Origin of the sequence: Labilibaculum sp. K2S (genome assembly GCF_030372765.1) — a bacterium.
GTDB lineage: Bacteria > Bacteroidota > Bacteroidia > Bacteroidales > Marinifilaceae > Labilibaculum.
Genome location: NZ_JAUCMW010000002.1, coordinates 432,694 through 445,703 on the forward strand (window position 1 = coordinate 432,694; position 13,010 = coordinate 445,703).

12 protein-coding genes are annotated in these 13,010 nt (G+C 36.1%); 2 read left to right on the plus strand and 10 right to left on the minus strand.

Features of this window, described 5'->3' with window-relative positions:
• The coding region (locus QUH73_RS04950; RefSeq protein WP_289529353.1) for a hypothetical protein at window positions 1-224 on the minus strand (224 nt) is incomplete at its 3' end.
• A 378-nt stretch (window positions 225-602) separates the two neighbouring features.
• Between QUH73_RS04950 and QUH73_RS04955 the strand changes: the two genes are divergently transcribed.
• On the plus strand, window positions 603-1,616 hold the full coding sequence (locus tag QUH73_RS04955; RefSeq protein ID WP_289529354.1) for an AAA family ATPase: 1,014 nt from the start codon (window positions 603-605) through the stop codon (window positions 1,614-1,616).
• Window positions 1,617-1,649: 33 nt separating this feature from the next.
• Here the strand turns inward: QUH73_RS04955 and QUH73_RS04960 are convergent, their stop codons facing one another.
• The 3 genes from QUH73_RS04960 to QUH73_RS04970 all read right to left on the minus strand — a co-directional run bounded on the left by QUH73_RS04960 (window position 1,650) and on the right by QUH73_RS04970 (window position 5,503).
• Window positions 1,650-4,151: a S8 family peptidase gene (locus QUH73_RS04960; RefSeq protein ID WP_289529355.1), complete on the minus strand. Its 2,502-nt coding sequence runs from the start codon at window positions 4,149-4,151 to the stop codon at window positions 1,650-1,652.
• 18 nt (window positions 4,152-4,169) lie between these two features.
• On the minus strand, window positions 4,170-4,940 hold the full coding sequence (locus tag QUH73_RS04965; RefSeq protein ID WP_289529356.1) for an HNH endonuclease: 771 nt from the start codon (window positions 4,938-4,940) through the stop codon (window positions 4,170-4,172).
• A 140-nt stretch (window positions 4,941-5,080) separates the two neighbouring features.
• Window positions 5,081-5,503, minus strand: coding sequence for a very short patch repair endonuclease (locus QUH73_RS04970; protein WP_289529357.1), 423 nt, complete (start codon window positions 5,501-5,503; stop codon window positions 5,081-5,083).
• A 766-nt stretch (window positions 5,504-6,269) separates the two neighbouring features.
• On the opposite strand from QUH73_RS04970, the gene QUH73_RS04975 reads away from it, so the two are divergent.
• A complete protein-coding gene (locus QUH73_RS04975; protein WP_289529358.1) occupies window positions 6,270-6,983 on the plus strand; it encodes a hypothetical protein in 714 nt (237 codons plus the stop codon).
• Window positions 6,984-7,208: 225 nt separating this feature from the next.
• Here the strand turns inward: QUH73_RS04975 and QUH73_RS04980 are convergent, their stop codons facing one another.
• From QUH73_RS04980 to QUH73_RS05005, 6 genes are all read right to left on the minus strand, one after another.
• On the minus strand, window positions 7,209-7,772 hold the full coding sequence (locus QUH73_RS04980) for a transposase (protein ID WP_289529359.1): 564 nt from the start codon (window positions 7,770-7,772) through the stop codon (window positions 7,209-7,211).
• A 136-nt stretch (window positions 7,773-7,908) separates the two neighbouring features.
• Window positions 7,909-8,523 (minus strand): GyrI-like domain-containing protein, encoded by a 615-nt coding sequence (locus QUH73_RS04985; protein ID WP_289529360.1) that lies wholly within the window; start codon window positions 8,521-8,523, stop codon window positions 7,909-7,911.
• A 178-nt stretch (window positions 8,524-8,701) separates the two neighbouring features.
• Window positions 8,702-9,211, minus strand: a complete 510-nt coding sequence (locus QUH73_RS04990; RefSeq protein WP_289529361.1) for a GNAT family N-acetyltransferase — start codon at window positions 9,209-9,211, stop codon at window positions 8,702-8,704.
• A 101-nt stretch (window positions 9,212-9,312) separates the two neighbouring features.
• Complete coding sequence (locus QUH73_RS04995; protein WP_289529362.1) at window positions 9,313-9,762, minus strand: hypothetical protein; 450 nt, start codon at window positions 9,760-9,762, stop codon at window positions 9,313-9,315.
• 291 nt (window positions 9,763-10,053) lie between these two features.
• On the minus strand, window positions 10,054-11,409 hold the full coding sequence (locus tag QUH73_RS05000; RefSeq protein WP_289529363.1) for a sensor histidine kinase: 1,356 nt from the start codon (window positions 11,407-11,409) through the stop codon (window positions 10,054-10,056).
• Window positions 11,399-12,763: a sigma-54-dependent transcriptional regulator gene (locus QUH73_RS05005; protein WP_289529364.1), complete on the minus strand. Its 1,365-nt coding sequence runs from the start codon at window positions 12,761-12,763 to the stop codon at window positions 11,399-11,401. Before QUH73_RS05005 ends, QUH73_RS05000 begins: the two co-directional genes overlap by 11 nt.
• Between the last annotated feature and the right edge of the window lie 247 nt (window positions 12,764-13,010).

The following is a 13,010-nucleotide window of genomic DNA, read 5'->3' on the forward strand; positions in this document are numbered from 1 at the left end:
TCCCTACCATGCACAACACAACATAAATCCACACAAATAATTTGTTCACGAAAACCGTAGGGACACGACATGGCGTGGCCTTTTATTTTCAGGTGTCCCTGATTTTCAAATTCAATAAAATGTTTGTTTGATGATTGCAAAAATTTGCAGATTGTTTGGAAATAATTGATTGGGATTCGGTGAATGGTCATTAAAACGGTAACACCATGGTGTTTTACGGACACGACATGTCATATTTCGGTCACACCATGGTGTGACCCTACCGCGCAATGCATGCGATATTCATTTTAAAAACCTTTGGGTTAAACCCCTACACAAACAAAATGCGCCAACAATTGGGATTGCCATTGCTTATAAAAATTTGCAACTAATCTCATCAAGCAGAATAATAAAATATTTCACAAGTCAATTTTAAATATCCGAACATTCTTAATTAAATAAATTAGCTTTGTTGTTAATATTAAACCTTAATTCTACATTTTCATTTTTCATACAGTCAAACATTTTTTTCTTAAAATCAGACTATCTTCATAATCAATTAAATTATTGCACTTTACTTAAATTTAGTTTATTTTGTAGTAGTTTGTTAATATACGCTAAGAATGACTCAATCTAAATACATAAAAGAAATTGCTAAATATGGTCTTGAAAACGATCAGGATAGGTTGTTGCATGCCCTTAATGAACTTATTGATCATTCTAAGAAAACAAGAAAGACAAATTTCGCGCTACAATTACAATCCTTATTAAAAGATTCAATAAGGCAGCAGTCTTCGACTGGATTAGCTATTCATGGATCTAAAAAACATATTTCACAAGAAGAAGACAGAGAGATTAATGAATTCATTCTTGAAAAATTAACTTCAGATTATAGTTTTGATAATTTAGTATGTACTGATAATATTAAGGAAGAACTAGATTATTTTGTCCAAGAACATCGGAGAATTGAAATTTTACAAGAATTTAATCTTCCTGTATCTAATAAACTCCTTTTTCATGGACCTTCTGGCTGTGGAAAAACATTAGCCGCATATGTATTAGCAGGAGAGCTAAATAAATTAATGATTGTGATTAATTTAGGTGCAATCGTCTCTTCAAAATTAGGTGAAACAAGTAAGAATCTTTCGAAGATATTTAAAAGAGCAGCAACAGAAGACTGTATAATCTTTTTAGATGAATTTGATTCTTTAGGAAAGGTTAGAGATTTTTCTCAAGATCATGGCGAGATGAAAAGAGTTGTAAACACCATCTTGCAATTGTTTGATTATCTACCACAAGATAATATTATAATTGCTGCAACTAATCATGCAGATATGATTGATACTGCTTTGATGAGAAGGTTTGATTTACAGGTAAATCTGGAATTACCAGACGAAACTCATATTAAAGAAATCATTAACAAAACTCTTAGTAATGGTATTTTTGAATTTGATAATAAGAGGAATTTGGCTAAAATCATAAAAGCCTGTCAAGGTTTATCGTATTATACCATTCAGAAATCATTAATTACAACTATTAAAAGAAGTCTATTAAGTCTCGATCATCAAAAGAAAGATCTTAAACCTAAGATTGATACTAAACTTTGGATTTCTTTAATCGAAAAAGAACAAGCATAAAAAAAGCTCCAAAATTGGAGCTTTTTTTTATTACTATAATTCTGCTTCTAGGTCACCCTCTATTATTGCAGATGGAATTATCTCAAGATCATTTATTAATTTTATTTTATTGTATAATTTCCCTTCTAAACATGATTTCTTTTGGTTATCGGAGACTCTTATTACCAATGAAAAACTATATTCATTGGGTAATGTTTCCGTTACGAAATCGGGTAATATTTTATGAAAATGGGATCCAATAGCTAATTTAAAACAATTGTTTTCATTAATAATATCCTCCCTTTTTGCAGTGAAATTCATTTTCTGAACATTACTTAACATTTTACTACGATCCATACCATCTTGGTATTGTGACCATCCTTCCTTAAATGCAAAACTACTTTTAGAAGCACCTGTGATACCAGTATAAACCGTTCGATTACGCCCAGCTTTATCTTTAGTTTTATGACTTCTTTCTAGGGGGACATTTTTAAAAATACCGAAATTTATATTTACAGGGCAGTAAGCAATTTGATTATTGTTTATAGGTTTAAAGTTATAACAAAGTGTGACTTCAAATTTCAATAAGCTTTTTTCTTGCTCTACCGTATTGAAATAATCAGGAATTTGAAGTGTGAAATTTCTACACCTGTTAATGTTGATTTGATCTTCTAAAATTAATGTCGCTGAGTTCTCATCTGAAAATAAGCACTTTTCACTATTAGGTACACCATGTCCAACGAGGCAATTGAATTCTGAATTAGTGAATGAATCAAATTTCTTATTCTTACTAACCTTTTTTGAAGAATTAATGATTAGTGCTTTAACTGTTTGTGGTTTTAATGTGGGATATTTATTTAATATTTTAGCAGCTAAGTTTGCTATAAGAGGAGTCGATAAGCTTGTTCCAGTCTGTTTAATTATTATGTCATTTTTATTAGCTGACAACACTTTCAGTGCAGATGAACCAGCAGGCTCTACGATCCATGAATTATTAAAATCCCATCTTTGCAAACTAAAGTTTCCGCCTGCAAAAACAACATCAGGTTTAATTAGCTTAGGGTTTGGTTTTTTCATCCGTTTGCTATCTAAATGATATTTTCGGGTATAAACGGCAGGTTCATCAGCACTGGAGAGGGGTAATTCACTGTTTGTTAGTTTTTGATCTTCAAAATTGTCTCCAATCGCTCCAATAGTCATATTATTCATGCTTTCAGAAGGACTCTTTAAATTAGAGCATGATTTTTTGAAATGATCTGGATATTCAGCATCTAAATTATTCCAATCCAATTCAGAACCTTGATTAGCTGTACTAATAAAAATTAGAATATCGTAATCAAAAGCAAGTTTGTCCAGTTGGTATGCATATTCAGAAATATTATCATTTGACTCTAAGTGGCTTTCATAGTTTATTGTTAATGTAAATAATTTGATATTTAAAGAAGGGTCTTCACAAACTGTTTTTATTAAACTAAGAACATCTGTGTTAATTATGTTTCCAGAACTTTCACCTAATATTTTCATGGACAATACCATTGCATCCGCATAGATTTCAGCCTCAAACCCATTTGATAATTTACCCCCGAGTGCAGCTAGAGCAGCTACAGATGTTCCATGTCCATATCCTCCATCAGCCTCATCTACTAATGGATTCATTCCATTTATAGCGAAAGTATTGTCCTTATTTATTATAATACTTGATAAAGGTGTTTCTGAAGATATTCCCGTATCTATAATTCCAATTGTTGGTATATTATTATGTGCAAAAATTTTAAACGGATAGCCCTTCATGTTTAATCCAAATTTATTTGGATATGTTATTGTATGACGGAAAGAATTTACTGAATGGATGGCATCAAAATTTCGAGCAATAATTTCGATTAATTCTCTTGGTACTTTTGGTATTTCAAAACTTTGGATTTCCTCATTGAAGATGAATTCAATTTTATTCTCATTAAGATATTGTTTTAATGAATTCGTTGTTGGCTTAATAAAGTCGTAATCCATTAATGCTGAGTCGATCATCTCAAAATAAATTGCATATTCAGGTTGAGTATATCTTTGTAACCTGTCAGTTGTTGTGTGAAGTTTAAAGTTTTCTATGAATAGAAGGTTCCTATTATAATTCGGAGTGTTATGATTTTCACATTTTACAAAATTCCTAAGGTTTAACCAAAATGATTTAAAAGCTATTTTATCAATAACAGTAAATAGACCTTTTGTATTAAAATCAAAATACTTTAATGGAGCTAAACCAAAATCGCTTAAGTAACTTTTTTCAAAATCATTCGCTTTAAATAAACCATGAAAATGAAGTTCGATTGAAATGATTTCTTGAGGAACAGGAGCGTCTTTAATTCTTTCTTCTTGCCTTTTAGAATACTCATGTTTAAAATCCCTTATTGACTTTTCGAAAACTTTGACTTTTTCAGGGTATTCATTTATTTCTTCTTCTTCCTCTTTGTCCTTGGAATTGCTAGGGTATCTAATTCCATATTTAAAGTTAGCATTTGCTTCCGGAGCTTTATTAAAAAGTAAATGAGGTTTTAAAGCCATTGTAGTATGATTTGAGTATTAATAGTTTATTAAATCGTTTCTATGTATTGCAAGAAATTCCTCACTCGGCAACCCCCTGCTAGGTAAGATCATCTCTTGTCCTTCCAGTTTGCCGAAATGGTTTTGATAGTATGCTTTGGTGCAGTGTTCTTTTAGGTTTTTGGAGAGAATCATGCGGTAATCCTCATCGAAACTAATTAGGTGTTGGTCGAATGCCTTGTCGTAGAGTGAAGAAAGGCAAATGCCATTTTCAGGGTTTAATCTTTCCTTTTCGTTTTCGGCCCAAGGGATGATGTGACTGGCTATGAGTAGTTGTGGCAAGTCGATACCTGTAACTGCACATTTGCTGTGATAATTGGTGAGTATCATCTTACGAAAAAAGTTTTGGTTCACCCGTGTTTTCACGTATCGTTCGCGGGTTTCGCCAAGCAAGTTGCCTAGTTCGGGAAGTTGTGCCTGATATTTATTTTCGATGCTGTTGCCCTCGAATTGCGCAAGAATTCGTTCGCTTTCAAATATCAGTGCTTCCCTGTCATTCTGAAACTCCACAAAAATATCTTCAGTTGCTTTGCCTGCATTTGCATGTCCTTTTTTACCCTTGCTTTTTACAACCGGATCGAGACTGGCTAAATTCGAAAGTTTAAAACTAACTGCGCCGGGACTTCGGCCAATGCGTTCGGCCAATTGAATAATCTCAGGATTTGTTTGGGTAATCTTTCGATATTCGGTTTGCAGGTATAGGTTAAAGGCAAGAACCAATTCTTCTCTTGTCCAATTCGGGTTTCGCATTTAAATTGAGTTAGGTTGTTTGGGTTCTCTCAAAAGTAATAAAAATATCATAATACATAACCAATCTTCACAAATGCCTTATTCACAGAATTAGAACAACACTCTAGTAAACTTTAAGGTAAAAACAGAATAAGCTATCACTATTTTATTTTCCGAAAATATGATAAAACAGCAGTAAGCGTCTCCTCCACCCTTTTTGGTTTTAGTTCGCATTCCCAAATGGTGATTACACGCCAACCCAAAGTGTGGAGTTCGGTTTTGGCCTGCCGGTCGCGCTTTTGGGTGTTGGTGATCTTTTGCAGCCACCACTCGGTTCGTGTTTTGGGCAGTACAAAGTATTTGCAGTTTGGGTGGCCGTGCCAAAAGCATCCGTTTACAAAAATTACGGTTTTGTATTTGGGCAGCACAATATCCGGCTTGCCCGGCAGGTTCTTTGCATGCAGGCGGTAGCGAAATCCGTTGGCAAACAAAAACTTTCGTACTACCAACTCGGGTTTGGTGTTCTTCCCTTTTATTCGGGACATGTTGTAGGATCGTATTTCTTTGGAATGCGTATCGGTCATAAAATTCTTATTGGCCCCTTCGCAATTTACAAAAATCCTGTCATCTGGTGGTAAATGTGTGTTGCTTGTAAGCACACCTTTTTATTTCCTCCTCCCCACTTTCTTACTTGCCGTTTTAGGTTTATCTGTTTGGGGAATCAGTTTCGGATTGCCGGGCATCGCACAAGTATAAACTTAGGACGGAACGCTTCAGACTTATGCCGGAACACTTCAGACTTAGGGCGGAACGCTTCAGACTTAGGGCGGAATACTTCAGACTTATGCCGGAACACTTCAAACTTAGGGCGGAACGCTTCAGACTTATGCCGGAATGCTTCAAACTTAGGGCGGAACGCTTCAGACTTGTTTGATAACAATTTAAATTCAAAAATAATGAAACATAAATGATTCCATGCAATCACAAACATCAATAAAAACAACATAATCAATTGAATAAGAAGCAAAAACAGCATTTAAAAGCAAACTGCCTCATTGCCAAACTTACTTTTTAATTCTTCAGAAATAATTTCGAGAAATATTTAAACACCCTTGAAAAATACCCTTTAAAAATGTATGAATAGAAGCTTTTTATTCTTAAACCGATGATTATTTATGAAAATAAAATATTCATAAATAAAAACAATATGATTACTTTCTCTTTGTTTTAGGGCGTTTCACCTGTCTGCATACTTATAAACTTAATTATTTAATTCCTTCCTCTTGTTTTTCACATCAAGATCTAGTAATTTTCATACTGTTTATACTAAAATTTAAAAAAACAATTGATATGACGCAATCAAGATCGTATTATGGCACAGATGCCAATTTTATCAGTTTCTCGGGTCCGAGAATTAAACTAATCGAAGAAAAACACAATGATTTTATCAATTTTTCGCCCATTTTTACTCCTGAGGGGCTGACCGACCTAAAGGTTGTTTACGATGAAGCCTGCAACATCACTTCCGATAATGCTTATGTAGACATACAGGCAAAGGCAACCGAAAATGTAAAGCTCGATCTGGATGCTTGCTGTAAATTTTTTCAGCGATGCAAATTCGATATCCAAATGGCATTTCCCAACGATAAAAAAATGTGGGATCAGTTTGGCTTTAACGACTACGAAGAGGCCCGAAAAAGTGGAAAGAACATGTATATGTTTTTAACCGATCTTCATATGGTTTCGGTCCGTAATGCGGAACCCTTACTAAAATTAGGATGGACAGATGAAAGCTTTAGTAAGATATTGGCTCACCGCGACAGCCTTAAGGCAAATATGATTTTGCAATCGGACTGTATTATGGATCGTAGTCGTGCAACTGAAAACCGCATGTTGAAATTGAACAATTTGCACGAAAAAATGGCTGTTTACTTTAAAGCGGCGCGCATTTTATACGAAGACAACGAGGAAACTTTAAAATGGTTCAAGTTTCCTGCTGCCAGTAACAGCAAACCAAACGAAGAAACTAAAGATGAACAGGAAATAATAGTGGCAGAAAACTAAAAATCATTTTTTTCAATCAATAAACATCTCATTTCTCATCCCCCAGACCTTTGTGTTTGGGGGATTTTCTGTAGGACCACGACATGTCGTGGCCTTTTCAGGCATCCGTATTTTAAAATTCAATAAAATATTGGTTTGATGATTACAACAATTTGCGGAATGTTTGGGAATTAATGATTGGGATTTGGTGAATGGTCATTAAAACGGTCACATCATGGCGTTAGCCTACCGGTGAAATTTGTCGGTGATCCAATTGGCTGGATTATTTTCAACGTATTCCGAAATTCGTTCAAACGATTCGTCGGTGCGGATCATGTGATCGTGAAAACGTGATTGCCATGCGAAACTGTCATAATCATTGGCTCTGCACCATCGGGTTAATGTGGATTTAAATTGTCCGATGATTGCTGATAAAGAACCGGGAATTGTTTTGCCAAATTGATTCAATTGCACAACATGATCCAATTCGGACACGCCATTTTTAAATTCGTTGGTGACCTCGGTATCCATTGCCTGGACGGACACGACATGTCGTGTCCCTACGATTCCCACAATGATGTGGATGTGGTTGGGCATAACAACAAATTTACCCAATTCAACATGTGGAAAATGATTGCAAATTTCCTGTATAAATACATTTGCCTGTTTTCCGATTGTGTTTGGGTGCATAACATCATTTATTATTCTGCCAAAACAGCATTCGCGGTCTTTGGTGCAAATGCTTACAAAATACCATCCATCACTGCTGTAATCATGATTTTGTTTTCTGATTATTTTCCTATTTCGCATACCTGTCTTTCATAAAAAACAAGAAGTTACAATATTATATTAAACAATACAATTTAATTGATTGTAAAACGGTAGGGACACGACATGTCGTGTCCGTTTATTGTATTCAATACAGAAATCACACCGCGGTGTGACCCTACAATTTCACAATGGGTTGGCGAATAATTGTTTTTAGGTTTTCGGGGGCGGTTCGTCGGGGATCATTCAGGTAAATTTCGCGGTGTTTGCCACTTCGTTCGAAGCCATTATCGGCAATGTATTTATGCAGTTCCCCGATGCTTGTAGCCTCATCGGCATAAGATCCAAAATGCCCTATTTGTGCAGACAATCCGTCGCAGAAATCGACCAATTCGATGTTGCCCAAATAGGGCAGTTCCTTCTTTTTGCTCACCTGTTCGCGGGCAGTCTCTACAATTTCTTTGGTTATAAAATTGGGTTGCATAATCATGGCCGACCATTTCCACTCATCAATCCTGTCTCTCGAAAATTCGTTCATATCATCCATCCACCACAAACATTCCAGTGGCATTACCCCATAATCCACATCTTTACTTTCCCGTATTGCGAATTTAATTTTGTACGACAAAGCATACAATGCCTCTATTGCATTTTTATAATCAACCGAAGTATTTGGATTTCCTTGTCCGCTGCATTGCAAGTACTTAAATTCCGGCACTTCAACTATCGAAATACGGCCTTTCCGCTCGGAATAAAAGGGTTTGTATTTTTTCTTTAGATCGATTTTCTTCATATGAATCATTTTAGCTAAGAAGTGCTCTTCCATTTCGAAATGCACTTGCTGTGATTTTCCAAGTTAGAAAATGTGGGGGAATGTGTTGATATGAATTTTGAAAAAATAAGTGTCACCATTCTATTTTGTCGAATTTTCACTGAATTAAACTGATGAGCGGACACGACATGTCGTGCCCCTACGGTCTCCATTCCGATTTCAGTACCGACATTACCAACTTGTCGTGATATTCCCCATTTCGAAGCGCTGCTTCCCGAAATCGGCCTTCCAAAACAAAACCGGCCCGTTCGTATGCTTTTACGCCTCCAACATTAGGCACCGAAACACTCAGCATAATGCGGTTCAAACCCAATTCTTCAAAACCCATTTTCACAATCATTTGGGTGACTTGGGTACCAATTCCCTTTCCCCAATAGTTTTTATCGCCTATAAAAATGAAATATTCTCCCGACTTGTTGATATTTGAAATGCCGCTGATGCCTGCATAACCAACAAAAACACCATCTGCATAAATTCCGTGATTGCTGTTCCTGTTATCCTTTATTGATTGTGCATACCAATCTTCAATCTGTTGATCGGTTTTCATCGCCTGAAATACCGATAAGGAATAAATGATTGCTTCCTCATCTCGGATCCATTTGTAAAATAAAGAGAGGTTTTCGGGGGTGAGTGGTTTTAGTGTGATCATTTTGCAGATTTAAATGTATTGTAAAAGGTAGAGTCAAGATATAAAAAAACTCCCTTTCGGTTGAAACAAAAAGGGAGCTTTTACAGGTATTGATATCTTTTTTAGAAGCCCTGACTTGCAGCAACAATAACGACAACAATCATTACAATTGGGTATAAGGCAAGCATCACAATGGTGAAAATTCCCATAAATTTGTAGTGCGATTTCATGTACTTCATCGACTCGGTAAGGCTTTGCGTGCTCTTACCTGCAAGTGCAAACTTTGCTTTATTTGCAAATTGCAGCAAATAATAGATTGGAAAGAAGTACACTCCCGCTAGTACCAAATATAAAAAACCGATTCCTCCAATAGGAAATGGTATTATGTTTGCCATTGATCCGGCCAAAGCAAACACTACAAATGATCCCAACACCATGAATCCCATAAAAATAAAGCCAACAATGGCTAAAAACTTCGCCCACTTAGTGGTTTCACGTAAATATACTTCTGCCTGAGTTTCCAACAACAACTCATTTTTAGTTTCAGTTCCTTGTGTTTCTAAATTTTCCATGAATCAATAATTAGTTTTATGATTTTTATAAAGAGCGCTAAGGTATTATTTATTTAAAAATCTAAAAAATTAAAATTCAAATTTTACTTGTTCATACTATTTATTTTAAGAGTCCGTTAGATTTTAGTAATTAGTAACTAGTTTGATTTACATCTTGCTTATTTTCAATTTTTTAACCAACAATACTTTGTTCGTAAAACACACTAAAAATCAAACGCTTACAATAGCCTAACAAAGCATTGCATTTAAGAGTCTTCGAAAAATATATGCTATTAATTCATCAGTAAAGCGCTACCACCTCACCGTAAACACGGTTTCTCCCACTTTCGAACGGCAAAGCAGACTGCCGCCATGGGCACGCATAATTTGTCGGGAATAACTCAAACCAATGCCCGAACCATTCTCTTTTGTGGTGAAAAAAGGAATGAAAATTTCATCCGCAATTTCTTCATCAATACCATGTCCATTATCTGTTACCCTTATCTCCGTAATTTCGCCTTTTTTAATTGAGGTCACGCTTATGTTTGCGTTGGCATTGAGTTCAGAGCTTTGTCCGTTGAAAGCTTCTGCAGCATTCTTCACCAGATTAATAATTACCTGAACCATCATTTGTTCATCAGCTGTAAAATTAAAATTTTTAACCGGTGGTGTCAATTTTAAATTTCCCGAAAAACTCTCTTTTATGGGCGACAACAGAATATTTAAACGGTCGAAAAAAGAATGCGCATCGATGGTGGTTAATTTAGGTTCCGGTGCTTTGGACAGTACCCGATACGATTGTACAAAACGAATCAGTGCTTCGCTCATCTCGGTGATCACACCCAAACCGTTAATGGTTTTTTCTACATGAATATCATCGGACACATCGGGTATGGCTCCCAATTTCTGTTCCCATATTCTTTTCAGAGATTGAGAAATGGAAGTAACCGGAGCCAATGAATTCATTATTTCGTGACTGAGTACTCTAATCAGTTTTACCCAGGCATCAATTTCCTTTCGTTCCAGTTCTCCCCGAATATCCTGTAAAGTTATTAGCTTCACTTCTTCATTCTCCAGACGAATTACCGAACATCTCGAAATCACCTGTATCCGTTCTTTTTTTAAGATGAGATCCAATACTTTTTTCTGGCGGTTTTTTAGTTCTGTAAGACCTGATGTAAATTTTGAATCGACTTGATCGAGTTGCTTGATATGAGTAAATGTCTGCAAGCCGAGTAGTTCCAAAGCTGAAGAGTTCACATCGGTAACGTAACCATCTTCGGCAAGTACTACGACTCCGGTTGCAATGTTTTGAAGAATTTCTCCGAAATATTTCTCCTTAATTTTGCTTTTCACCTGCACTTGCTGCAAAATTCCATTCAACTCGTTCAAACTTTGATGCAGTTCGTTTATAATGGCATTGCCTGTTTTAATGGGGAAACGCAAAGTGGTATCTTCATTTTTAATGGACTGAACAAAGTAGTTCATCTCCTTGTGCGTTTTGTTCAGAAAACGAACAAATTGAAATACCAAAACAATTTCGACCAAGACAATTGGTAAGACTAAATAATAGGATGCCTGCGACAAAAAACAGCCAATCAGCACTGCGAAAAAAATCACAAAACCAAGCCGTACAAATAAAGCTGAATTGTAGTGTCTATAAGCCATACTTCTTAATTTTATTGTACAATGTTTGACGTGTTACTCCTAATTGCGCCGATACGGCAGACAAGTTGCCCATTTGCTTTTCGATTGCTCCCAAAATCAACTGTTTCTCCATATCTTCCAACGTGCCGCCATAAGCCTCCGCAGCCGAAAACTCATCCATTTTAAAAACAAAATCTCTTGTCCCAATTAAATGTGTATCGCTAAGAATTACGGCTTTTTCGATTGCATGCTGCAATTCACGTACATTTCCGGGCCAACGGTAAGTTTGTAACTTTGCAATTGCATCCGAAGAAATACTGAGCCCCTTCTTATTGTATTTTTCAGCGTAAAGCTTCACAAAAAACTGCACCAATTCGGGAATGTCAGCAATACGGTCGCGCAAGGACGGCAATTCAATTTGTATGGTGTTGATCCGGTAAAGCAAATCCTCCCGAAAACGTCCTTCTCCAATCATTTTGGACAAATTGCAATTGGTCGCACAAACCAATCTCAAATCAATATCAACCGGTAAATTTTCGCCCAGGCGGGTCAATGTCCTGTTCTGCAAAACCGATAACAATTTTGCCTGCATTGGCATGGATAAATTTCCTATTTCGTCGAGGAAGAGTGTGCCTTCGTTGGCCGCTTCAATTTTCCCCATCCGATCGGTTCCGGCATCGGTAAATGCTCCCTTTTTGTGCCCGAACAATTCACTCTCGAACAAATTTTCGGCTATGGATCCCATATCAACGGTAACCATCACATTCTGGCTTCGGTTCGACAGGCGATGGATCTCCCGGGCAACCAATTCCTTTCCGGTTCCATTTTCTCCGGTAATCAAGATATTCGCATTGGTCATGGCCACTTTTCGAACCACATCCATCACTTTTTCCCAAGCCGGCGAACTTCCAATAATGTGATTCTTATTTTTGTTAATCTCAGCAATGAATTCATTTTCCTTTAACCGAAGATTCTTTACCTCTTTTCTGGAGTGACTTAATTTCCAGGCCATCTCGATAGTTGTCAGCATCTTCTCATTCTCCCAAGGTTTCAGAACAAAATCGACAGCTCCCGAACGCACTGCTTTCACAGCCAACTCTACATCTCCATAGGCAGTAATCATTACCACACTCAATCCCGAATTGTATTCCAAAATTTGATTCAACCAATAAATCCCTTCGTTTCCGGTATTAATTCCTGCTTTAAAATTCATATCCAAAAGCACAACATCGTAGCTGTCACTTTTCAATTCTGAAAGCAAGGCATTTGGGCTCGACAAACATTTTACTTTTTTACAGCTTCCGGTTAGTAACAAATCCAAAGCGCTTAAAATGCTTTTATTGTCATCAACAATTAAAATTTTGGCCTCTTTCATATTTTTTTGGAGTAACTAGTCATTAGTAAAAAGTAGTTAGAAATCACATCGATTATTCATTTGTCTTATACCAGATTCATTTTTCGGCTCTCAATATCCCAAGCTTTTTCATAAATGATTTTAGACTGGAATGGGAAACTCGTTTACTTTTCAGATCTAAAGTAAAAAGCTTTTCAAAAAATTAGACAACGATTGTCTATTTTTTTTACACTTCCATTTTACAACCACAACACAAACCTCTACTAAT